The organism is Streptococcus moroccensis (genome assembly GCF_030812835.1).
Taxonomy (GTDB): Bacteria; Bacillota; Bacilli; order Lactobacillales; family Streptococcaceae; genus Streptococcus; species Streptococcus moroccensis.
The window spans coordinates 22,666-46,935 of sequence record NZ_JAUSTM010000014.1 but is presented as its reverse complement, the minus strand read 5'-3'; the positions used below and the strand labels follow the sequence as shown (position 1 = coordinate 46,935).

Genomic DNA, 24,270 nt, shown 5'->3' with positions numbered 1-24,270 from the left:
CCATGTCTAGAAGACAAAAAAATCAATTTAATTTTGGAAAGTTCCTCAGAGAATGGGGCGGATTTATCTTAATCATGGGACTCTTTCTCATCTCACGCTATACTATTTGGAATCCCGTTACTGTCGAAGGCCACTCCATGGATCCAACTTTGAAGGATCGTGAAATGCTTATTGTTATGCTGCATACTGATATTGAGCGTTTTGATGTCGTCGTTGCCAATTCTGTTGATGATAATGGAGAAACCAAAAAAATTGTGAAAAGGGTCATCGGAATGCCTGGCGATGTGGTTAATTTTAACAATGATGTCCTCACCATCAATGGTGAAGTTGTAGACGAACCTTACCTTGCAGAGTACCTTGCAGCCTTTAAAAAGGATAAACTCCAAGAAACCTACAGTTACAATAGTTACTTTCAAGAGCTCGCTTTAAAATCCCAGACCTTTACAACAGATGCCAATTACAATAGCAACTTTACGGTTACCGTTCCTGAAGGGCAATATTTCCTTGTTGGAGATGACCGCATTGTCTCTAAAGACAGCCGTCATGTCGGTACCTATTCAGAAGAAAGCCTCGTCGGCGAGGTCAAGGTTCGTTATTGGCCGATTACCAATATGGATTTGTTTTAAAAAACCCGGCTCCAGCTTAAGAGCTGGGTTTTCTCATATAGGAAAGGATACCATGGAATATTTTTTTTCTGGAACGATTGAACGGGTTATTTTTGAAAACCCAAGTAATTTCTACAAAATTATAGTCCTCACTATTGATGAGACAGACTACGATGACTACGATGACTTAGAAATTATCGTTACAGGTACAGTTGCTGATGTTATTGAAGGGGAAGACTACCGTTTCTATGGGGAGATTGTCCAACATCCTAGATATGGTCAACAGCTTAAGATTACCCGCTATGAGCGTAGTAAGCCTAGTGCTAAGGGCTTGGTTAAATACTTTTCGAGCGATCATTTCAAAGGAATTGGTCAAAAAACAGCTGAGCGCATTGTAACAGCCTATGGCGAGGAAGAGACCATCGACCGGATCTTAGCTGAACCTGAGCAATTGACTGAGATTCAAGGTCTGTCTAAAAATGCCCGTGACAATTTCTTAGAAAAATTGCGAGCCAATTATGGGACAGAGATGATTTTGGCAAAGCTAGCCACCTATGGTATCCCTAATAAATTAGCTTTTCAGATTCAAGATACCTATAAGGAAACGACCTTGCAAGTCATCGAAGACAATCCCTATCAATTGGTCGAAGACATCCAAGGCATTGGGTTTAAACTGGCCGATCGGATTGCAGAGGCTCTTGATATCGAAAGCGATGCCCCAGAGCGCTTTCGAGCAGGACTCATTCACAGCCTCTTGAGCCGTTCCATGGAGACAGGCGACACTTATGTGGAAGCTAGAGACCTCTTAGAAACAACCATTTATCTGCTAGAAGACGCGAGACAAATCGAGGTCTCGCCAGAAGCAGTTGCTTCGGAACTTGGCAATCTCATTGCTACTGATAAGGTCCAACAAATCGATACTAAAATTTTCGATAACAGCCTCTACTTTGCTGAACAAGGCATTGAAGCCCAGCTAAAACGTCTCATGAAGCATGGTCCTGAGCGAATCTTTCAAGAATCAGTTATTTTAGAAGAAATTGCTAAACTAGAAAACGAGCAAGGAATTACCTACGACAGCCTGCAAAAAGAAGCTATCGTCAAGGCCATCAACCAATCCGTCTTCATCCTAACAGGTGGACCTGGGACTGGGAAGACAACAATTATCAATGGCCTAATTGCCGTTTATGCTCGTCTTCACAAGATCGATTTGACCAAGGTGACAGGTGATTGTCCGATTATGCTGGCAGCTCCGACAGGTCGTGCAGCCAGACGAATGAATGAGCTCACCGGTTTACCATCTGCGACGATTCACCGTCATTTAGGCTTAACGGGAGAATCGAATGACGAAGTCAGCTATCTCAATGATTATCTCGATGCCGAGTTTATCATTGTCGATGAGTTTTCCATGGTGGATACTTGGTTGGCTTACCAACTTTTATCTAATATTTCAGGCAATACCCAACTCCTCATTGTAGGGGATAGCGACCAGCTTCCTTCGGTCAATCCAGGCCAGGTGTTGGCCGACCTTTTAACAGTCGACAGCATCCCTAGCATCAAACTGGAAAAAATTTACCGCCAGTCTGAGGATTCCACCATCGTGACCTTGGCCAGCCAGATTCGCCAAGGCCAATTGCCTGCTGACTTCACTCAAAAAAAAGCAGACCGTTCTTACTTTGAAGCTCAACCTGACCATATCCCACAGATGGTTGGCAGAATTGTCTCTGCTGCCATGTCTAGTGGCATTGCAGCGCGAGACATCCAGATTCTAGCCCCTATGTACCGAGGGACAGCTGGTATTGACCAACTCAATCAACTCATGCAAGCCCAGCTTAATCCCCTATCTGATGGACAAATCGAGTTTGCCTTTAACGATATTGTCTTTCGCAATAGAGATAAGGTCATTCACCTGGTCAACGATGCGGAAAGTAATGTCTTTAACGGAGACTTAGGCTATATCACAGACCTCTTACCCGCCAAATACACTGACAGCAAACAGGACGAACTGACCATTAGCTTTGATGGCGGTGAAGTTATCTACTCTCGCAATGAGTGGTATAAAATCACCCTTGCTTATGCCATGTCGATCCATAAGTCACAAGGCAGTGAGTTTCCCGTGGTTATCCTTCCCTTGACCAACAGTAGCAAACGAATGCTTCAGCGAAACCTTCTTTATACTGCTATCACGAGAAGTAAAAGTAAACTTATTTTGCTTGGGAATCTCTCAGCCTTTGATTATGCTTGCGCCCATACAGGAACCGCACGTAAAACCTATTTGGTTCAACAGTTTGGCCAGGAACAGTCGAGTCCTTCCTTATCAGCATCCAGTGACCAACCCTCTCTTGAACACGATAGCCAAAAAACGTCCAATCAGGCAATTGACAGTCAACCTAACTCCACTGCAACTCTCGCTTATGCCTCTATGATCAGACAAAACGATTCCTCCAAGAGCCAATCCTATCGATTAACAGCTGATAACTACCTCAGCATTGACCCTATGATTGGTATCAGCGATGAGGATATCCAGCACTTTTTCCAGACAAATGCACTCCTTTGAAGACTTGTCTTACCAATTACCCAAAACGAATGGGTTTCCTTCTTACTTAGAAGGAAACCCATTCGTTTTTTAGTATTAGGTCAATTGCTGGTCTCTCAAACGATTAGATGGATGCCCAGCCTCCATCGACTGTCAGAATAGCACCGTTGATATAGCTTGCTTCATCGGATGCTAAGAAGAGAATAGCCTGTGCTGCTTCCAGAGGAGACCCTGGATGAGGCATAGTCGCTCGACCAAGACCTATCCGCTGAGCGCTATCCATATCCACATCTGTCATCGTTTCGCTGATATTCGTTGCAACTGCCCCTGGAGCTATAGCATTACAACGTATGCCATCAGGCCCATAAATAAAGGCCGTGTTCTTAGTGATTCCTGCAGCAGCATGTTTAGATGCTGTATAAGCCACACCTGCCCTAGCACCATAAAGAGCACCTAAAGAAAGATTGTTGACGATACTTCCTTTAATACCATTTTCCTTAAAATAGCGAACTGCTGGTTGAATCGCATAGAGTAAGGATTTGGTATTAACAGCAAAAATCTTGTCCCACTTCTCTTCTGTAACCGACTCAATTCCTTCCATACCATCCATGATTCCAGCATTATTAACCAGAATATCATAATGGCCGTAACTTTCGATTGCTTTTGCTAATAAGCCTTCTACTGATGAACGGTCAGAAACATCACACAGAACGCCCTCAACTGTGAAACCTTGAGATGAGAGGTCATCAACCAAGGCATCAATACGGTCTTGATTGATATCAGACAAAACAAGCTTGGCACCTTCTTGAGCAAACAGCTTAGCCGTTTCTAAACCCATTCCCGATCCAGCACCTGTCACAATAGCAACTTTTCCAGATAAACGCATAGGATATCCTCCAAAAATAATTTTATTCTATATTATTATAACATATATTTGTGAAAGCGCATTCAAAATATGCTATTTGGTGGACAATTTTGTAACAGTGATGCCTAGCAAGCGAATGCCTAAGGAATTTTGAGACAACTGGTCATAAATACTTTGTGCTACTTGGTCAATCTCACTTGCTGTTGCTATAGCAGTGGGTAATGTTTGACGCTTCGTCAAGGTTTCAAAATCTTCATAACGAACTTTTAAAACGATTGTTTGTCCAGCTAACTGATGTTTCTCTAAGCTTTGTTCTAATCGTAAACTAAGATTTGTTAGTTCTTTTTTGACGTCTTCTTCTGTACGTAAAAACTTGCTGTAGGTCCGCTCTTTGCCAATCGATTTTCGAGTTCTCTCAACCTTGACGGGAGCATTGGAAATCCCTCGTGCCTTTCGATAGAGGTCATATCCAAAACGACCAAAACGATCAATCAAGGTCATCTCTGGGACACTTTGCAGGTCAGCTCCTGTATATACCCCCATAGCATGTAGCCGCTCAACGGTTTTTCGCCCTACACCATGAAATTTCTCAACGGGTAGTTGAGAGAGGACTGAAAGAGCTTCATCAGGTTTAATAACGGTTAATCCGTGAGGTTTTTCCATATCTGATGCAATTTTAGCTAAAAATTTATTGTAAGAAACCCCTGCTGAAGCTGTCAAATGAAGTTCTTCCCAGATGTCTCTCTGGATAAGTTTGGCAATTTTAATCGCCGATTGGCTTCCTATTTTATTCACTGTAACATCTAAATAGGCTTCATCTATCGAGACCGGCTCAACAAGATCTGTATAGCGATAGAAAATTTGCCTGACTTGCTGCCCTACCTGGCTGTACTTCTCATGATTTCCTGAGACAAAAATTCCCTGAGGACACCTCTCATAGGCTTCCTTTGCCGACATAGCCGAATGAATTCCGAATTCTCTGGCCTCGTAACTAGCTGTTGAGACCACGCCCCGACCTCCTGAAAATCTTGGATCACGCGCAATAATAACAGGCTTGCCCCTGAGTTTAGGATTGTCTCTTTGTTCGATAGCCGCAAAAAAAGCGTCCATATCAATGTGAATAATCTTTCGACTCGTATCATTGATTAAGGGAAAAATCAACATGATGGCACCTCCATTCTAACTCAGTTTTCTTCTATTCTTATAGCTTATATTATAGCTTATTTTTGAAATTAATATGAAAACGACATCTCTTTATTAAATTGTCAAAAAATTGTAATGTGATTCACTTAACATTCTTAATTTAGGATTTAACCTAATTAATCAGTGTAAAATAAATAACACAAGAAAACGTTTACACCAACCCCTTCCCTTGTGTAAACGATTTCCAAATGTTATAATTGTAGTTGTAAAAGCTATAAAAAGAAAGAAGGAACTCAAATGTCAACAACAGTTAAAACAGCTAACGTGACAGAAGATGTTTTCGCTCAAGCCTGGGAAGGCTTCAAAGGTGATGACTGGCAAGATAAAGCCAGTGTAACGCGTTTCGTACAAGCAAACTACGCACCGTACGATGGTGATGAAAGCTTCTTAGCAGGCCCAACTGAGCGCTCACTAAAAATTAAGAAAATCATCGAAGACACTAAAGCACATTACGAAGACACACGTTTCCCTATGGATATCGACCGTGCGACTTCTATCGCTGATATCGGTCCTGGTTTCATCGACAAAGACAATGAAGTGATCTTTGGTATCCAAAACGATGAACTCTTCAAGTTGAACTTCATGCCAAAAGGTGGTATCCGTATGGCTGAAACCACTTTGATTGAGAACGGTTATGAGCCAGATCCAGTCCTTCATGAAATCTACACAAAACATGCGACAACTGTAAACGACGGTATTTTCCGTGCTTACACGTCAAATATTCGTCGTGCTCGCCACTCTCACCACGTTTCAGGTCTTCCTGATGCCTACTCACGTGGTCGTATCATCGGTATGTACGCTCGTCTGGCCCTTTATGGTGCAGATTACTTGATGCAAGAAAAAGTTGCTGACTGGAATGCGATCACTGAAATTGATGAAGAATCTATCCGTCTTCGTGAAGAAATCAACCTTCAGTATCAAGCATTGCAACAAGTTGCAAAACTCGGTGACCACTATGGTGTCGATGTTCGCAAACCTGCGATGAACACTAAAGAAGCTATCCAATGGGTCAACATCGCTTTCATGGCAGTCTGCCGTGTCATCAATGGTGCTGCTACTTCTCTTGGACGTGTGCCTATCGTTCTTGATATCTATGCAGAACGTGACTTGGCTCGCGGTACTTTCACAGAGTCTGAAATCCAAGAATTTGTAGACGACTTCGTCTTGAAACTTCGTACGGTTAAATTTGCACGTACGAAATCATTCGACGAAATCTACTCAGGTGACCCAACCTTCTTGACAACATCTATGGCTGGTATGGGTAACGATGGCCGTCACCGCGTGACAAAAATGGACTACCGTTTCCTCAACACCCTTGATAACATCGGTAACTCACCAGAGCCAAACTTGACAGTGCTTTGGTCTGACCAATTACCATATGCTTTCCGTCGCTACTGTATGGCAATGAGCCACAAGCACTCATCTATCCAATACGAAGGTGTGTCAACAATGGCCAAAGACGGTTATGGAGAAATGTCATGTATCTCATGTTGTGTATCTCCACTTGACCCAGAAAACGAAGACAAACGTCATAACATTCAATACTTCGGTGCTCGTGTTAACGTTCTTAAAGGTCTCTTGTCATCATGGAACAATGGTTATGACGATGTTCACAAAGATTACAAAGTCTTTGATGGTGTTGAAGAATTCAATGAAGACGTCTTCGACTACGATAAAGTTATCAAGAACTTTGAAATCGCCCTTGATTGGTTGACTGACACTTATGTAGATGCGATGAACATCATCCACTACATGACAGATAAGTACAACTACGAAGCAGTACAAATGGCCTTCTTGCCAACTCACCTTCGTGCTAACATGGGATTCGGTATCTGTGGATTCGCAAACACAGTTGACTCACTTTCAGCGATTAAATACGCTCAAGTTAAACCAATCCGTGACGAAGATGGCTTCATCTACGACTATGAAGTAACTGGTGACTTCCCTCGTTACGGTGAAGATGACGACCGTGTAGATGACATTGCGAAATGGTTGATGGAAGCCTTCTATACGCGTCTTGCTAGCAAGCCACTTTACAAGAATGCTGAAGCAGCTGTATCAATCTTAACCATCACTTCAAACGTTGCTTACTCTAAACAAACTGGTAACTCTCCAGTTCACCGTGGTGTATTCCTTAACGAAGATGGCTCTGTTAACACTTCTAAAGTAGAATTCTTCCCACCAGGTGCTAACCCAACGTCTAAAGCTCGTGGTGGTTGGTTGCAAAACTTAAACTCACTTTCAAAATTAAACTTCAACCACGCTAACGATGGTATCTCCCTCACCACTCAAGTATCACCAAAAGCACTTGGTAAGACATTTGAGGAGCAAGTGAAGAACCTTGTTACCATTCTTGATGGTTACTTTGAAGGTGGTGGCCAACACGTTAACTTGAACGTTATGGACCTTAACGATGTCTATAAGAAAATTATGGATGGCGAGGATGTTATCGTTCGTATCTCAGGTTACTGTGTTAACACTAAGTACCTCACTAAAGAACAAAAAACTGAGTTGACACAACGTGTCTTCCATGAAGTGCTCTCACTTGATGATTCTGTAGATGAGTTGGTTAACAACTAATAGATCATAATCTAAAGCCCTGATCAGTTGATCAGGGCTTTTCTGGTTATAGCAATATCGGTGACGTGGCATCATGAGTTAATCTTTTTTTGCATAGTTTGCTCAATGATATCTCTTAATTCTCTGCGTTTAGTGATCCATTGAGGACGGTCATCATAGGCAAAGGTTCTATTGGTCAAGAAGATAGTAGCTTGCTGGTCTTTACGATTGATCATGACAAAAGGTCCTGTATAGCCCGTATGGTCAATCCAGTCACCATCTAAATTCCAACCCAAAGACCGCGTTTTCTCTCCATTAGTGTAATTTTTCCAAAGATTCTCTGCAAACTCATCCTCTAAATAATGCTGGCAAAAGAGCTGTAAATCTGAAAGGGTGGAAAAGAGGCCTGCAGACCCACAATGATGTCCCAGTACCTTGGCTTTGGGATCATGTACCTGACCATCTAAAATTCCCGATATGGTCGGCACAGCTCCTAAAACAGGACCAAATCCTGTCTCTGACATCTGCCAGGGGTTAAAGACCTGTTCCGCAAAAATACTGGCCAAGTCTTTCTCAAAGACTTCTTCTAAGAGAAAACCAAGCAGGATAAAATTAATATCCGTATAGTGAAACATTTTTTGATCGCTCACCTTGATCTGGTCGATTGCAGTTTTTAAATCGTTGGCACCCAAGTTATCACGATTGGGAATGAAGGGATCAATCCCAGAGGTGTGCGTCAAGAGTTCTCGGATGGTGACATTTGGATTTGTAACCGCTGGATAATAGACTTTTAAAGGTGTATCTAATGCGAGATGACCCGTTTTGAGAAGCTTAATCATGACTGTTGAAACACCCACGACTTTTGACACACTGGCTAAGTCATAGACTAAGTTTGATTCGGTGGGTTGATGTCCATCTATGGTGCCAAAATAGTCGTTCTGCCATTTTCCATGGTCATAAAGAGCCAGACTAGCTCCAGGGTAAAGTCCTTGGTCTATCTGGCTTTGAATTTTATCTTGAATTGTTGTCATTTTCGTAGGGTAATATCCAGTCCATTTTGATCGGTAACAGTTAAAAAGCGGTCTTTTTTATCTAAAAATACCGGTAAATGTTGCGCACGTGCCAATTCAGCTAAGGCCACTAGTGACTGTTCAGAAGAAACCGTCGCTTCAACACCTGTCAGGTCCCAAGTTTCCGAGTTAGCTACCTTTAAATCAGGTCCTAATTCTTGAACAAATTGGACAGGAGGATTTTCTAACAATGTTTCCCAGAGGGACATACTTGCCTGAGCGTGTTGACTGCGAATACTGATTGACTCTACTTCAAACCGACTCAAACCAGCAAACTCTGTAACAACTTTCTTAAAGACTGGTTGGCCCTCAAAAGGTATGAGATCTGAACACTTTTCTTCCGCATGTAGCAAAAAAGCATCCCCTTCTGGTGAGATGGTGGTAAAAGCCCAGCCCCTTGGCCCTTGGTAAAGCTCCCGATAAGGCACACCTAAACCGAGCAAGAGCTCAATTTCTTCAGGGACAAGAGCTTTTATCACAATTTGAGATAGTTTTTTAAGGCCTTTAACCTTTCGTGTGCGCATTGAAGGAGATTCTTCAAGAATCAACTGGGTTCTTTTCTCGCCATGACTTCCTAAATCCGCAAAGGCATTCTCCTCATGGAGTACCTTAAGGCCTAACTGATTTGTGTAAAAATCAACGTTCAAAAAGCGGTTGTTTACTTTTAATACGGGTATGATTTCCATACATTTCATATCTTTTTCCATACCATATATTGTAATGGAAATTACCATTTTTGACAACTATTTAACGGTTTCGCCTAAAAGGCTTTCAAACGAGCGTTCATTTATCTTCCTGTTCCCAAATATATTCTCACATTAGTTCAAATCCCCTTCATAATAAATTTTAGACAATCCCTCTTGTATTCAGTATAATAGAACTAGTGATGTCCTATTAGATTATGGTTTCAATAATCAATCGAATCATATGAAAACCTCAATCGTCCGAAAAGTAGCTGTTTCAAATCCCTGCCCTAATAGGACGATTTTTGGAAAAGCTAGGTGCCAATAAACACCATTCTCCCCGTTAGCAGAAAGGATTACCATGCGCTACAATCAATTTTCCTACACCCCTGTCTCCAAAGAGCAGATGCTTAAAGAGCTCCAAGGACTCGGATTTGCCCTGTCGGCTGATCAGTCTGATAAGGCTAACCTTGAGACCTTTGTTCGTAAGACTTTTTTTAATTATACAGACACGGACTATCCTCTATCCACACTGCTTGCCGATGAAAATACCGATCTTCTAGACTTTTTCCAGTCAGACCGCCCCTTGACCGATGACATTTTTTATCAGGTTGCCCTGCAACTGCTCGGTTTTGTGCCAGGAGTGGATTATGACAATCTGTCAGAATTCCTGGAGAAACTGGCTTTTCCAATTACATACGGAGATGTAATTACCAATATCTACCAGCTGCTCAATACCCGTAAGAAGTCTGGCAATACCCTGATAGACCATTTGGTGGCACAGGACTTGATCCCTCAGGATAATAGCTACCATTTCTTCAACGGTAAGGTGCTTTCCTCCTTTACCACCCATAATCTCATCCGTGAAGTGGTCTATGTGGAAACGAGACTTGACACGGATGACGACGGTGAGATTGATTTGGTCAAGGTGAATATCGTTCGTCCACGCTATGATGGAAAGGTGCCAGCCATTATCACTAACAGCCCTTATCAGCAGGGGATTAATGACGTTGCCAGTGATAAGGCCCTCTATAAGATGGCTGGTGATCTTTTGGACAAAGAGAGCCGTCAAATCACGGTTAGGGATCCAAGGCAACCTGAACTCCTTGCAGGTACAGCACCAGCCGCTGAAACCTATGAAGCGGAAGAGACCTTTACCTATCAAGGACGTTTTACTACTATTAATGACTATTTCCTCTCCCGGGGTATGGCCAATATTTACGTATCAGGAATCGGCACTCTCGGTTCTCAAGGGATGATGACCAGCGGTGATTACCGCCAAATCCAGTCCTTCAAGGCTGTGATTGACTGGCTTAATGGTAGAGCCGTGGCCTTTACCAGCCATAAAAGAGACAAGCAGGTCCTAGCGACTTGGTCTAACGGTAAGGTAGCCACCTCTGGGATATCTTATCTAGGAACCCTTTCAACAGGGCTCGCCACCACAGGTGTTGACGGCCTCGAAGTCATTATGGCAGAAGCCGGCATTGCTTCTTGGTACGATTATTACCGGGAAAACGGCCTTGTAGTCAGCCCAGGCGGCTATCCAGGAGAGGACCTTGATAGCTTGGCAGAATTGACCTACTCCAAGTCCCTCCAAGCTGGTGATTTCCTCAAAACCAAGGATGCCCACAAAGCCTTCATCGCCCAGATGGCCAGGGACTTAAACCGGGATACCGGAGACTTCAACCAATTCTGGCAAGATCGTAACTACCTACCTCATATCGATAAGATTAAGGCTGAAGTCGTCTACACCCATGGCCTCCAAGACTGGAATGTAAAACCAGTTCATGTCTACAATGTCTTCAAGCGCCTCCTGCCTGAAACTAAGAAACACCTCTTTCTCCACCTAGGAGAACATGTCTACATGAACAACTGGCAATCGATTGACTACAGGGAAAGCATGAACGCTCTCCTGAGCCAACGTCTCCTAGGGCACGATAGCGCCTATAGCTTACCAGAAGTCATCTGGCAGGACAATACTGCCCTTCAGAGCTGGCAAACATTAGATGCTTTTGGCAGTGAGAAACAAGTCACTCTCAGCCTTGGAGATAAGAAAGCCGACATTGAAAACCAGTATGCTGAAGAAACCTTTGCCCGCTATGACAAGGACTTCAATGCCTTTAAACAAGACCTCTTCATGGACAAGGCTAACCAGGTGACTGTTGACCTGACTCTAGAGGAAGATCTCTTCTTGAACGGTCCGATTGACCTGGAATTACGAGTGAAATCAAGCACCTCCAAAGGCTTCGTCTCTGCTCAAGTGTTGGATTTTGGCCCAGCCAAACGGATTACCTCTATCCCTATGCCTATCGCTCCTCGCTCTGTAGACAATGGGCGCAACTTTGCCCAAGAAGACCTGAGAGAATTAGCCATGCCAGAGACACCTTATCGTGTCGTTACCAAGGGCCACCTCAATCTGCAAAACCGTACCGACCTTATGACGGTGGAGCCTGTCACACCTGATACCTGGATGACCGTCAACTTTGCGCTCCAGCCGACCGTCTACAAATTCAAAAAAGGCGATACCATTCGCATCGTGCTCTACACAACCGACTTTGAGCACACCGTGAGGGATAATCATAGCTGGCAAATCACTGTTGATTTAGCTAAATCTCAGATTCATTTACCAGTGAATGTTAATTCGCAAACGAATGGCTAACGAACAGTATTGAGGATATCCTTAAGTAGGTAAAATTTTTATGATAGTAAACTGTAACTATAGTTATCTCTTTGTTTTTGCTATAATAGATTTATGAATAGGAAAACTCTAATCAAAAAGCGTCGAGAGCGAGCCAACCGCCAACTGTCTCTCCTTATGAGCCTCATTCTTTTAATGGCTTTTGGAAGTCTTTTAACGCTTTATTTTTGGTCAAGGCCTCAAGAAAAGTCGATAAAGCACCTACAGCAAAATCAAACTAAGACTACACTCAATTCCTCAGATTCTCTTCAAGACATACCAGTATCAGCAGATGATGAGCTAGATTGGGAAAAGCAAGACCAGCCTGTTCAAGTGCCGATTTTGATGTACCATGCTATCCACATCATGGATCCTGCCGAAGCTCCTAATGCGAATTTAATCGTTGCGCCAGATGTCTTTGAAAGTCACTTAAAAGCCTTAACAGAGGCTGGTTACTATAGCCTAACTCCAGAAGAAGCCTACAAGGTGCTTACTGAGAATGTCCTTCCCAAGGGCAAAAAAGTCGTCTGGCTAACCTTCGATGATAGCTTGTGGGATTTTTATGAGATTGCTTACCCTATCCTAAAAAAATACCAAATCAAGGCGACTAATAATGTCATCATCGGAACCCTAGGCCATCACGGACACCTCTCTATCGAACAGCTCTTGGAGATGAAAGGCAACGGCATGTCCTTTCAGGCACATACTGTCAACCATCCTGACCTTGCCATTAGCACCATCGAAAGGCAGCAACACGAATTGGTTGAGAGCAAAGCCTATTTAGACAGTTTTCTGGAGCAAGACACCATTAGCCTGGCTTATCCAGCTGGGAAATATTCACCAGACACCTTAGCCATTGCTGAGGCTGCTGGTTACAAAATGGCCACTACTACCAATCCCGGTCTAGCCAGTTTGGATAATGGCATGTTAACACTTAACCGTGTCCGAATCATGCCGACAACAACAGCAGAGAGCTTACTTCACGAATTATATATTGATTAATGAATTATTCCTATTGGAACTTGAGGTAATTTAACCAACTCAACCTATATTAATCCCGATATTCGGAATGAATCAAATAGTCCAATAAAAGCTGTCATCGATTGCCTCAATGTAGCTCGTGACCTGTAAAACAACTCTATTGAATTTAAAAGAGCCTGTTTCACTCCAAGAGTTTACCTGCTGATTCCTTATTTCATCCGCAGTAGTCCTCAAAAACCTCTCCCAAAAAATCGCCTTGATAAGGCAGATTTTGGGAGAGGTTTCATTTGTCTGGATAAGCCTTTAAATCAAAATGAGTCGAGGCGACACAGGTTATCTTTGGGAGTCATTCCATCAAGGCAACACCGTTTCTGTTTGATTTTTAGAGCGCATGGCTTAATAATCTGTCACCTCTTTGCGGTCCTGAATACGGCTCTTTTTACCGTGACGCTCTTTTAACACTGCTTGAACATCTTCTGTAGTCACATTAGTTTCAACCAGCATAACGGCTAGATGGTAGAGAAGATCCGCCACTTCGTTAGCCATTTCTACCTTGTCGGCATTTTTGGCTGCGATCACCACCTCAGTCGCTTCTTCTCCGACTTTTTTGAGAATCTTATCGATCCCCTTTTCAAAGAGGTAATTGGTGTAGGAACCTTCTTTGGGTTGTTCCTTGCGACTTTGAGCACTTTGATACAATTCTTCTAACATCATCATTCTTCTCCTTCTTGGGCCCATAGTTGCTGGTAAAAGCAGGAATAGGCCCCGGTATGACAAGCCGCGCCCTCTTGCTCTACTTGGATCAGCAAAGTATCTTGGTCGCAATCGGTTCGAATCGACTTGACATGCTGATAATGCCCGGAGGTCGCTCCTTTATGCCAGAGTTCCTTGCGAGACCGACTCCAGTAGTGCATTTGCTGGGTTTTTAGGGTCAAGTCATAGCTTTCTTGGTTCATGTAGGCCAACATGAGCACCTCATTGGTCTGATAATCGGTCACAATGACAGGGACCAGACCCCCTTGCTTTTCAAAATCAATCCTTACAGTTGTCATGCTTGTCGCACCTCAATTCCATGAGCTTTCATGGCTTTCTTGACTTCCTTAATACTGACTTCGCCGTAGTGAAAAATAGAAGCCGCGAGTGCCCCAGTGGCGGGGGTCTTTTCAAAGACTTCTAAGATATGCTCCTGATGGCCCGCACCACCTGATGCAATGATAGGCACATCGACCACTTCTGCCACGCGATTGAGCATGTCTAGATCAAAGCCAGACTTGGTTCCATCCTTATCCATTGAGGTCAGCAAAATCTCACCCGCTCCTAGGGCGACCACTTCTTGGGCCCAGGCGATTAGGTCCTTACCTGTGTCCTTACGTCCCCCAGCCACATAGACATGCCAGCTACCATCGTCTTCCTTGCGAGCATCAATGGCAACAACTACACACTGATTCCCAAATTTCTGAGCACAATCTTTGATCAGTTGCGGGTTAGCCATGGCTGAGGAATTGACAGCTACCTTATCTGCACCCGCCTTGAGCATCTTGTTCATGTCTTCTACTGAACGAATGCCACCACCGACGGTAAAGGGAATAAAGACCTGCTCCGCAACGCGGCGTACCATCTCAACCGTTGTTTCCCGTTCTTCATGGGTTGCTGTAATGTCTAGAAATACCAGTTCATCACAGCCCGCTTCATAGTAGGCACGCGCTGAATCAACTGGGTCTCCAACATCCGTCAAATTGACAAAATTGACCCCTTTGACCACACGGCCATCCTTCACATCCAGGCAGGGAATAATTCGTTTTGCTAGCATTTTAGTTCTCCACCTTTTTTAATTCCTCTAGGCTAATATTGCCATTATAGTAAGCCTTCCCAACGATAGTCCCAGCTACGCCGATTTCTTGTAGCTGGATCAAATCATTTAATTCTGCAATACCTCCAGAGGCTATGACCTTAGCAGTGGTTAATTGGGCAACTAACTCTTCATAATGTTCAAAGTTAGGGCCTGTTAATGTCCCATCTCGGTCCACATCCGTATAAACAAAAAGTTGGACTCCCCTTTGTTCCATGGCTTTGGCTAGGTCTAAAAAGTGAACATCCGAGGTTTCTAGCCAGCCTTCTGTGGCCACCATCCCCGCTTTAGCATCGATGCCGACCACAATTTTATCCGCGCCAAAGGTTTCAATGGCTTCTTGAACGAAACTAGGATTCTTGACGGCCATTGACCCGATAATCACACGGTCAATACCGACATCGAGGTAATCCTGAATTTGGGCCATTGTCCGGATGCCACCACCAACTTCAACACCAAGCCCAGTCTCTTTTTTGATGCTCGCAATGAGGTCTCGGTTGGTCGCTTGGCCATCTATGGCCCCATCTAAATCCACCACATGAATAAAGGCAATCCCAGCATCGGCAAATAGCCGGGCTTGCCCTAAAACATCCGGATTAACAACCGTCTGTTGCTTAAAATCTCCCTTAAAGAGACGGACAGCTTGGCCATCCTTGATATCAATTGCAGGTAAAATTTGCATTCGTTTCTCCTTATTTCAGCCATTTGATCGTCAAGCGAAATCCGATGATCGATTTTCGCTGTACAGATGAAAGCAGTCGCTCTATCCTATTCTTGAAGCCTTGCTCTGCTACTGGCAGAGGGCAACAAATTTCGATAGAATTCCTAGGCCAACATCACCGGATTTCTCAGGGTGAAATTGGGCCCCATAAACATGGTCTTTATGAATCATGGCAGGCACTGTCAAACTGTATTGAGCCGTGACATCGATGTATGCTTTTGGGACATCTGTGTAATAGCTATGCACAAAATAAACGGACTGGTCCTCAAGACCTGGTGTCAAAGCTGTTTCCTGTTCGACTTCTAAAGCGTTCCAACCCATATGAGGGACAGGATACCCTACCTGATGAGGAATTTGGCGACAGACGCCTGGAATAAAGCCGAACCCCTGGGTCTCTTGATGTTCTAAACCCGTTTCTGTTAATAACTGCATGCCCAAACAGATGCCTAAAAGAGGAGTTCCCTCAGCAACTGCTTGCTTAATCACCTCAACGAGCCCACGCCTTTCCAGTTCTGCCATGGCAGCAGGGAAAGCTCCTACTCCCGGTAATATCAAGCCCTTAGCAGAGAAAATATGATCCGGGTCAGCAGATAATAGGGCCTGAACTCCCAATTTTTTGAGGGCTCTTAGGACATTGGCTGTATTACCAGCATCATAATCAATGACAACAATCATAACAACCCCTTCGTTGAATTTACCCCATGAATCTCTGGATTAATGGTAATAGCTTCCCGCAAAGCTCGACCTGTGGCCTTAAAGAGGCTTTCTGCCTTGTGATGGCTGTTTTTTCCATGCATAATTTTAAGGTGGAGCGTCATCTGAACATTAAAGGCAAGGGCCTGGAAAAATTCCTCGACCAACTCCGTGTCAAAGGCACCAAGTTTAGGATTGTCAAATTGACAATCAAAAACCAAATAGGAGCGCCCAGATAAATCTAGACTTGACAAGCCCAAGGTTTCATCCATGGGAACAAAGCTCGTCCCATAACGGTTAATCCCGGCCTTGTCTCCCAGCGCTTCTTTAATAGCTTGACCAAGAACAATTCCCACATCTTCTACGGTATGGTGACTATCCACATGAAGGTCTCCATCAGCTTTGACGATAAGGGAAATCCGACTATGTCTAGCAAACAGGGTGAGCATGTGATCAAAAAAGCCAACTCCTGTATCGATGTCTACCGGTTCCTGAGCATCGAGGTTGAGTTCTAGTTTTATTTTTGTTTCAAAAGTGTTGCGTTCAATGGCTGCTGTTCTCATCGGTTAATCCTTTCTGATTTCAATAGCTTTTGCATGAGCCTGTAAGCCTTCAGAATAGGCTAAGGTCGTGATATCCTTCTCAGCTTCATGAATGGCTGCCTTAGAATACTGTGTGTACTGGATGCGCTTGATAAAGTCATAAACACCAAGGGCTGATGAGAACCGACTGGTTGCCGTTGTCGGCAAGACATGGTTGGTTCCAGCGTAATAATCTCCAATTGGCTCACTCGTGTAATGACCCAAAAAGATGGAGCCGGCGTTTTCAACCTGATCCAGATAGTCATAGGCATTTTCCATAGCGATTTCCAAATGTTCTGGTGCTACTAAGTTCATCAGAGCAAACATGCTGCCCTTGTCTTTAGCAATAATGATGCGTCCATTGTTTTCCACCGATGGGCGCGCTATGTTTTCTCGTGGCAGTTGCTTTAATTGCTTTTCAAGTTCAATCTCAACCGCATCTGCCAACTTTTCTGAGTTAGTCACTAGAATCGCACGGGCTAACACATCATGCTCAGCTTGGGACAATAAGTCAGCAACTACATAGGCCGGATTGGCTGTCTCATCTGCAATAACTCCAATTTCAGAGGGCCCTGCAATCATATCGATGCCGACTTGACCAAACACTTCTTTCTTAGCTGTCGCAACATAGATATTTCCTGGTCCTGTGATTTTGTCCACTTTAGGAATTGTCTGCGTCCCATAAGCCAAGGCCGCGACTCCTTGAGCACCTCCAACTTGGAAAATCTGATCAACACCTGCTAAGTCAGCCGCAACTAAGATTGCTGGATTAAAGGTTTGCTGAGGTGGTGTAATCATGATGATTTCTTTGACTCCTGCAATTTTAGCAGGAATAACATTCATCAGGACAGAAGACGGATAGGCAGCTGTTCCACCTGGCACATAGACGCCGACACGTTCGATGGGCCGAACCAACTGGCCTCGGATAACCCCGTCTACAGGCTGATCTTCAAAGCCTGTTTCCATTTGTTGTTTATGGTAGGATTCAATATTAGCGGCCGCATGTTTAAGCGCCGCTAGAACGTCTGGCTCAATGGTGTTATAGGCTGATTGGATGGCTGTCTCAGACAACCTAAAATCCGTGATTTCTATACCATCAAAAGCTTTTGTGTATTCTCTAAGCGCCTCATCGCCTCTTTGGCTAACGTCTTGGATGATTTCTCGAACAGTCGCCTCAACGGTTATATTTTGTTGGGTTAAAGCCACCTGTTCCTCAGCCAGAATGCGGGCGATTTCCTCATTTGTTCCTTTTAAACGTTTCATGTGAAAGGTACCTCCTCTGTTCCAACCATCTTTTCAATTTTCTTAATAAAATTTAAGACAGATGGGTTGTTTTTAAGCGCTGCTTTGTTAACAATTAAACGCGCTGAAATACGACAAATATCTTCGTAAACTTCGAGCCCATTAGCCACAAGGGTAGAGCCTGTTTCCACAATATCGACGATAGCATCCGCTAGGCCAATGATCGGAGCGATTTCAACACTCCCTTGAATGGAAATAATTTCCACATCTTCCCCTTTTTGATTAAAGAAATCCGTCGCTACCGTTGGGTATTTAGTCGCAATGACTTTCCGTTTGTGGTCATTCGGCTGGTAATCTTTGGTAGAAGCCACCGAGAATTTACAAAGTCCAAAATTGAGATCTAGCATTTCTAGGTAACCGGTCGGATGCTCCATGAGAACGTCCTTACCGACAATGCCTATGTCAGCCACGCCATGCCGGACATAAGTGGTCACATCTGGTGCCTTGACCAGTAGAAAGCGCAGTTGTTGCGCCTGATCTTCAAAGATTAAATGCCTGCCCTTATCTTCCATGAAAGAAAGATCAAACCCTGCGCGTGTCAGGAGCTTGACGGTGTCGCTTTCGATGCGCCCCTTGGTTAGGGCTATCGTAATTGGTCTTGTCATCACCGCTCACCTCCTTCATATAAGAGTGAATCCTTTAGGGCATCATAAATCGCATCAATGTCAATGGCCCATCCAACCGCCGTCAAGTCTTCGCCACCAAAACGCTTGAAAAGCTTATCATAGCGGCCGCCTGACATGAAGGCATTGGGCACTTTCGGATTAAAGACCTTAAACAGAATACCTGTGTAGTAATCCTGAGTCGAAAGCTGTGCTAAATCAATGGTTGTTCCTGCTAAATCAGGTGATAGACTTTGAATCAGGGTTTCTAGATTATCCAATGCTTCTAAAATAGCTTCATCTTTGACCAGTTGCCTTGCCTTTTTCAAAACCAACTGGCTATCTCCAAAGAGATAGGGTAATGCCTTCAACAAATCGGAAAACTCACTTGGATAAATATTTGTGAATGCATGAAGACCTGTAATGTTTTTATCTCTGATCAGTGTTTCTAGCTTGGCCTGATTTTCCTCATCTAAGGCCAAAGATTCAAACACAATTTGCAGGATACGGGCATGCGAAAATTCAAAATGGTATTGGGTTAAACCAGCTTTTTGCAAGGCCTCACTAGCTGTTAAAACAGCTTCTTGAAGGGCAGATTGGACCGGATAGCCGATCAATTCAATACCCGCTTGCGTGCGCTCATTGACCAAGCCCCTCAATTCTTCATTGTAATAAAAGACCTTGCCTGAATAGGAAAAGCGAATAGGAGCTTGAACGCGAGTCGAAGCCATGACACGGCCGATCTGACTGGTAATATCTGGTCGTAGAGTTAAGAGGGCGCCCTTTTTATCAAAAAGGTTGTAGTAATTCGTGTTAATGGTATTGGAAAAGACGTCCGAGTGTTCCAGAGTCGGTGTTTCAATGCGGTGGTAGCCTTTATCCATCAATAAGTCTGAAATATCGTGCTCCAATTTGTACATAGAATTGGCACGTTTAAAGAGCTTATCGCGCATCCCTATGGGTAATTGAGTTTTAGTCATCTGTCAAGGTCTCCTTCATCGCTTCTAGGACAGTCGCCATTTCCTGATCAGTCCCTATGGAAATCCGTAAATACTCCTTGATGCGTTCGCTCTTAGGAAAATAACGAACATAGATATGCCGAGATTCCAAATGGTCAAACAGAGCTTTAGCAGAACAGTGGTTGGGTTTGGCTAAGACAAAATTGGTCTGACTGTCTAAGACCGTAAAGCCTAAAGCCTCTAATCCCTTTGAGAAGGCATCTCTTGTCGCCATCGTCCGCATACAAGTGTCACGGTAATATTCCCAGTCCTTGACTGCGGCAGTCGCTAAGCTCTCTGCCAAGCTATCGACAGAATAAGGATTGACAGAGTCCTTGACCGCCTGCATCACTTGAATCAAATCGGGGTGCCCAATGCCATACCCAACCCTCAGACCAGCCAGACTTGCATCTTTAGAAAAAGTCCGTGTGATAAAAAGATTAGGGTAGGATTTTAATAAAGGAATAGCCGTCTGGCCACCAAAGTTAACATAGGCTTCATCGACTATCACCACGACGTCTTCATGGGCGTTTAAGAACTCTTCCAAAGCGTCCAAGGATTTCCCAAATCCTGTTGGCGCATTGGGATTGGCAATGATAATGCCTCCATTGACTTGATTGTAGTCCTCAAAATCAATCGAGAAATCATCTGCCAGAGGAATTTCCTTAAAAGGAACCTGGTAAAGGTCTGCCCAAACCTTATAAAAGCCATACGTCAAATCAGGAAAGAGAACCGGATCCTCCGAATTAAAGAAGGCTAAAAAAGCCAGTGAAAGGATGTCATCACTTCCATTACCGATAATCAATTGCTCTTTGGAAACCCCTAGTTGGTGGGCAAGAGCTTCCTTTAAGGGGGATTGATCCAAGCTAGAATATCGCGCCAGTCCCGAAACAGCAAACTCTTCCAAGGCTCTAGCCACAGCAGGACTCGGTGGATAAGCATTTTCATTGGTATTTAATTTAATCATATCCGCATCCTTTGGCTGTGCCCCTGGAATATATGGCTCCATTTGTCGTAATCCTTTAAGCGCCATCTCTGTCTCCTCCTCTTTATCGTCAGCTTCCTTCCATCGGGTTAGGCTATTACTGACTTTTTCCGTAACCTTAAACTTCCTTTGCAGTTTTTAAAACCTCTTAAACGGTATAAAAAAACCTTTTAACAGCTAATACTGTTAAAAGGACGTATTACTACGTGGTACCACCTTAATTTAGTCACAGATTGCCCTGTAACCCTCATGAAGTTTGAAACTTCCCTCGTAACGTGAGCCAACCGTCATGCCCTACTCATCAGTTTTTTTCGAACATGCACTCCAGAATGTGCTCTCCTAAGGGTGTACGCTCTCACCTCACGTACTCTCTGTTGGTTCCTTGGGATTTTTTTCTGTCGTCGTTTTAGTATTTCTCTTATTGTACCTCTATTTGTCAGAAAATTCAATAGTTTTGCCATCATTTTTGCCATTCTTTCGGAAAATATAATTTTGTCCTTGGCCATTTAGGTCCTAAAAACCATTTGAACCTTTAATTTGGTATAATGGTAGCAATGACAATCAAGGAGATTAGCATGCGCGATAACCATCTACACACCTACTTCTCATACGACTCTGACGAAAGTTTTGAAGCCTACCTCGATCACTACCCTGGTGAAATCGTTACAACTGAGCATTTTGACTACTCTAACCCCTATACCAAGCAAGACGATGCCCCTGATTATGAGGCTTATGTTGACCATATTAAGGGGCTAAATGAGCGTTATGGCAATCGTATCAAAACAGGAATCGAAATTGGTTATTATCAGCCAAGGGAACAGGATATCCTGGACTATTTAGAGGGTAAACACTATGACCTCAAGCTACTCTCTGTCCATCACAATGGCACCAATGACTACCTGGATGATGAGGTCAAAGATTTTCATCCTGACCAGGTCATCCGCGAATATCTGGATCTTTTAGAATATGCCATTGGCCGGGTTGAAGCTGATGTTCTGGCGCACTTTGATTATGGTTTTCGACTCTTTGATCTTGAGGTTGACCAGTTAAAAGTCTATGAACCACAACTCATTCGCATTTTCCAAAAAATGATAACTCATGGCCTAGCCTTTGAATTAAATGCTAAAAGCATGTACCTTTACGGGCATGAAGAGCTTTACAAGTATGCCCTTCACCTCGTCCATGATTTGGGTTGTCAGCGCTATTCTATTGGTTCTGACGGGCATCGTCTAGACCATTTCCGCTTGCAATTCGACCGCATTAAAAAGCTCTTGGATGCCGAAGGAATCCCAGAGGACCAGCTCATCTAACCCTGTTTTCCTAGCCTCATTCTTTAATTTGTTTCTTTTCCATGGTATAATGGATGGAGAAAAGGGGAGTAGGCAATGGTTTCCCTAATTTTTAGAAAAGCGGTCATTTTGATCACCTAACACACATGGGCTAAGCCCTTCTAAGAAAGGAATCTAGAAAATCTTATGATGAATATGCAAGACTTGTTCCACGATTTTTTAAGTCTTGCAATCGTCAGAAAGATTGATTTAAAGCCATTTAATATTTACTAAGTTAAACTAAAATAACTTAAATTTATTACAATAAGACAAAAAATAGACAAAGACAGTATCTGAAATGTACAAAAAAGCTTTCTTCAATAGAGGAAAGCTTTTTAATACTCATCCAAAATCAAAAATAGCAATGAAACTCCGAAGGTGGTTTTGATGTTGACTTTGTCAACTCTATTTCTCACCTCAAAAGGTTCCCCAAACCTTTTGAGCGTCCGCACTTTTAAGAAAGAGATAAAAAAGTAATTTTTGATTTTTGTTAAGTATAAATTTGTATACAATAGTTTTTTCAATTCAATACTTCAATTGAAAAAATAATAGGGAGGTTAAATATTCAAGAACCTATATAGGTTAGGTTCCAATTCTTAAAGCCTATCGCCATTAGATGCGATAACATTTTTATACCATTCAAATGAGTCTTTCTTTTCTCGACTAAAATCCCCAGTTCCATCATCAAACTTATTAACATAAATAAAGCCATATCTTTTTGCCATTTCGCCAGTCGATAGGCTGATAAGATCAATACAACCCCAAGGTGTATAGCCAATCAGATTGACACCATCCTCAATAGCTTCAGCCATCTGAATGATATGTTCTCTTAAATAAGCTGATCGATAATCGTCATGAATCTTACCATCAGAAGATTTCTCATCATAAGCACCTAAACCATTCTCAACTACCATAATCGGGATTTCATAACGATCATTGATTTCATTTAATAACCAACGTAGTCCTTTAGGATCAATTTGCCAGCCCCAATCAGAAGCCTCTAAATATGGATTTTTAATACCACCTAAAAGATTTCCACCTGTTTCTTCCAAATTATTATCAGTTGACACACAAAATGACATGTAGTAACTCAAGGTATAAAAGTCAACTCGACCTTTAGCCAAATCTTCTAAATCACCCTCTTCAATTTTTAGTTGAATATTATTTTCTTTAAAGAATCGCTGCGCATAGGTAGGATATTTTCCTCTGACTTGAATATCTGAACAGAACCAGTTGACGATTCTATTTTTTTCCTGTGCCAACAAGATATCTGCTGGATTAGGAGTAAAAGCATACTGTGGTAAGAAACCAATCATATTCCCCATTTGTAATTCGGGATAATGTTGGTGCGCATAATTAACAACTCGTGCGCTAGCAACAAACTGGTGATGTAATGCTTGGAACTTCTCTGCTTCACTAGCTGGAGCATCCAACATTGGTCCTTGATAATCTTTAACAATTCCCAAAGTCATAACAACACCTGTAAATAATGTGCCAGCATTAATTTCATTAAAAGTTAGCCAACGCTTGACCTTAGTATGATAACGGTCTATAACCGTTTTAGAGAATTTTTCAAAGCAAGATATAACTTCTCTACTTGCCCAACCATTATACTTCTCTACTAGTGCATATGGCATTTCATAATGACATAAAGTCACAAGTGGCTCAATACCATACTTCAAGCATTCATCAAAAACCTTATCATAAAATTGTAGTCCTGCTTCATTTGCTACTTCTTCCATTCCGGTTGGAAAGATACGAGTCCAGTTAATAGATAAACGCAATGTTTTAAAACCCATTTCAGCAAATAATGCGATATCTTCTGGATAATGATTGAAAAAATCAATACCTTCATGAGTAGGGAAAAAATGATTGTCAGATAAAGTGGGATCATAAATTCTTGGAATAGTATGGCTACCACTGGTTACCATATCCATTACTGTAGGACCTTTACCATCTACGTCCCAGGCGCCTTCAACTTGGTGAGCTGCAATAGCTCCGCCCCATAAAAAGTTTTTTGGAAATTTAGTCATTT

Annotated in this window: 21 protein-coding genes; 6 read left to right on the top strand and 15 right to left on the bottom strand. The window is 42.9% G+C overall.

Translation table 11 applies throughout. The features are described 5' to 3' along the window. The first annotated feature begins 2 nt into the window (after positions 1–2). Positions 3–626: a signal peptidase I gene (gene lepB / locus J2S23_RS07640; protein WP_307122142.1), complete on the top strand. Its 624-nt coding sequence runs from the start codon at positions 3–5 to the stop codon at positions 624–626. Between the two features lie 52 nt (positions 627–678). Beyond that, positions 679–3,159 (top strand): SF1B family DNA helicase RecD2, encoded by a 2,481-nt coding sequence (gene recD2, locus J2S23_RS07635; RefSeq protein WP_307122141.1) that lies wholly within the window; start codon positions 679–681, stop codon positions 3,157–3,159. 103 nt (positions 3,160–3,262) lie between these two features. On the opposite strand, the gene J2S23_RS07630 is transcribed toward recD2, so the two are convergent. Both J2S23_RS07630 and dinB read right to left on the bottom strand, forming a co-directional pair. Next, on the bottom strand, positions 3,263–4,024 hold the full coding sequence (locus tag J2S23_RS07630; protein ID WP_307122140.1) for a glucose 1-dehydrogenase: 762 nt from the start codon (positions 4,022–4,024) through the stop codon (positions 3,263–3,265). 72 nt (positions 4,025–4,096) lie between these two features. Beyond that, the gene (gene dinB / locus J2S23_RS07625) at positions 4,097–5,167 is read right to left on the bottom strand and encodes a DNA polymerase IV (RefSeq protein WP_307122139.1); all 1,071 of its coding nucleotides are present in this window, start codon (positions 5,165–5,167) and stop codon (positions 4,097–4,099) included. A gap of 276 nt (positions 5,168–5,443) precedes the next feature. Between dinB and pflB the strand changes: the two genes are divergently transcribed. After that, on the top strand, positions 5,444–7,786 hold the full coding sequence (gene pflB, locus J2S23_RS07620) for a formate C-acetyltransferase (RefSeq protein WP_307122138.1): 2,343 nt from the start codon (positions 5,444–5,446) through the stop codon (positions 7,784–7,786). Between the two features lie 71 nt (positions 7,787–7,857). Here the strand turns inward: pflB and J2S23_RS07615 are convergent, their stop codons facing one another. Beyond that, a complete protein-coding gene (locus tag J2S23_RS07615) occupies positions 7,858–8,796 on the bottom strand; it encodes a serine hydrolase domain-containing protein (RefSeq protein ID WP_307122137.1) in 939 nt (312 codons plus the stop codon). Then, a complete protein-coding gene (locus J2S23_RS07610; RefSeq protein WP_307122136.1) occupies positions 8,793–9,521 on the bottom strand; it encodes a CppA N-terminal domain-containing protein in 729 nt (242 codons plus the stop codon). Before J2S23_RS07610 ends, J2S23_RS07615 begins: the two co-directional genes overlap by 4 nt. Positions 9,522–9,879: 358 nt before the next feature. Between J2S23_RS07610 and J2S23_RS07605 the strand changes: the two genes are divergently transcribed. Both J2S23_RS07605 and J2S23_RS07600 read left to right on the top strand, forming a co-directional pair. Then, positions 9,880–12,177, top strand: a complete 2,298-nt coding sequence (locus J2S23_RS07605) for a Xaa-Pro dipeptidyl-peptidase (RefSeq protein WP_307122135.1) — start codon at positions 9,880–9,882, stop codon at positions 12,175–12,177. Positions 12,178–12,270: 93 nt separating this feature from the next. Further along, entirely contained in the window at positions 12,271–13,197 is a 927-nt protein-coding gene (locus J2S23_RS07600) for a polysaccharide deacetylase family protein (RefSeq protein ID WP_307122134.1), read from the top strand. Positions 13,198–13,572: 375 nt separating this feature from the next. Here the strand turns inward: J2S23_RS07600 and hisE are convergent, their stop codons facing one another. The 10 genes from hisE to hisC form a co-directional block, all read right to left on the bottom strand. Then, positions 13,573–13,887: a phosphoribosyl-ATP diphosphatase gene (gene hisE / locus J2S23_RS07595; protein ID WP_307122154.1), complete on the bottom strand. Its 315-nt coding sequence runs from the start codon at positions 13,885–13,887 to the stop codon at positions 13,573–13,575. Between the two features lie 2 nt (positions 13,888–13,889). Further along, positions 13,890–14,228, bottom strand: a complete 339-nt coding sequence (gene hisI / locus J2S23_RS07590; protein ID WP_307122133.1) for a phosphoribosyl-AMP cyclohydrolase — start codon at positions 14,226–14,228, stop codon at positions 13,890–13,892. Beyond that, a complete protein-coding gene (gene hisF / locus J2S23_RS07585; RefSeq protein ID WP_307122132.1) occupies positions 14,225–14,986 on the bottom strand; it encodes an imidazole glycerol phosphate synthase subunit HisF in 762 nt (253 codons plus the stop codon). Before hisF ends, hisI begins: the two co-directional genes overlap by 4 nt. Before the next feature lies 1 nt (position 14,987). Beyond that, complete coding sequence (gene hisA, locus J2S23_RS07580) at positions 14,988–15,707, bottom strand: 1-(5-phosphoribosyl)-5-[(5-phosphoribosylamino)methylideneamino]imidazole-4-carboxamide isomerase (RefSeq protein WP_307122131.1); 720 nt, start codon at positions 15,705–15,707, stop codon at positions 14,988–14,990. Between the two features lie 108 nt (positions 15,708–15,815). Beyond that, positions 15,816–16,421: an imidazole glycerol phosphate synthase subunit HisH gene (gene hisH, locus J2S23_RS07575; RefSeq protein ID WP_307122130.1), complete on the bottom strand. Its 606-nt coding sequence runs from the start codon at positions 16,419–16,421 to the stop codon at positions 15,816–15,818. Further along, positions 16,418–17,002 carry an imidazoleglycerol-phosphate dehydratase HisB gene (gene hisB, locus J2S23_RS07570; RefSeq protein WP_307122129.1) on the bottom strand — a complete coding sequence of 195 codons (585 nt, stop codon included), beginning with the start codon at positions 17,000–17,002 and terminating at the stop codon, positions 16,418–16,420. Before hisB ends, hisH begins: the two co-directional genes overlap by 4 nt. Positions 17,003–17,005: 3 nt before the next feature. Continuing rightward, positions 17,006–18,283, bottom strand: coding sequence for a histidinol dehydrogenase (hisD, locus tag J2S23_RS07565; protein ID WP_307122128.1), 1,278 nt, complete (start codon positions 18,281–18,283; stop codon positions 17,006–17,008). Then, a complete protein-coding gene (gene hisG, locus J2S23_RS07560) occupies positions 18,280–18,927 on the bottom strand; it encodes an ATP phosphoribosyltransferase (protein WP_307122127.1) in 648 nt (215 codons plus the stop codon). Before hisG ends, hisD begins: the two co-directional genes overlap by 4 nt. Continuing rightward, on the bottom strand, positions 18,927–19,904 hold the full coding sequence (locus tag J2S23_RS07555) for an ATP phosphoribosyltransferase regulatory subunit (RefSeq protein ID WP_307122126.1): 978 nt from the start codon (positions 19,902–19,904) through the stop codon (positions 18,927–18,929). Before J2S23_RS07555 ends, hisG begins: the two co-directional genes overlap by 1 nt. Further along, complete coding sequence (gene hisC / locus J2S23_RS07550) at positions 19,897–20,955, bottom strand: histidinol-phosphate transaminase (protein WP_307122125.1); 1,059 nt, start codon at positions 20,953–20,955, stop codon at positions 19,897–19,899. Before hisC ends, J2S23_RS07555 begins: the two co-directional genes overlap by 8 nt. A 527-nt stretch (positions 20,956–21,482) precedes the next feature. Here hisC and J2S23_RS07545 point away from each other — a divergent pair. Then, positions 21,483–22,217 carry a PHP domain-containing protein gene (locus J2S23_RS07545; RefSeq protein WP_307122124.1) on the top strand — a complete coding sequence of 245 codons (735 nt, stop codon included), beginning with the start codon at positions 21,483–21,485 and terminating at the stop codon, positions 22,215–22,217. A 614-nt stretch (positions 22,218–22,831) separates the two neighbouring features. On the opposite strand, the gene J2S23_RS07540 is transcribed toward J2S23_RS07545, so the two are convergent. Continuing rightward, positions 22,832–24,268: a glycoside hydrolase family 1 protein gene (locus tag J2S23_RS07540; protein WP_307122123.1), complete on the bottom strand. Its 1,437-nt coding sequence runs from the start codon at positions 24,266–24,268 to the stop codon at positions 22,832–22,834. Positions 24,269–24,270: the final 2 nt, after the last annotated feature.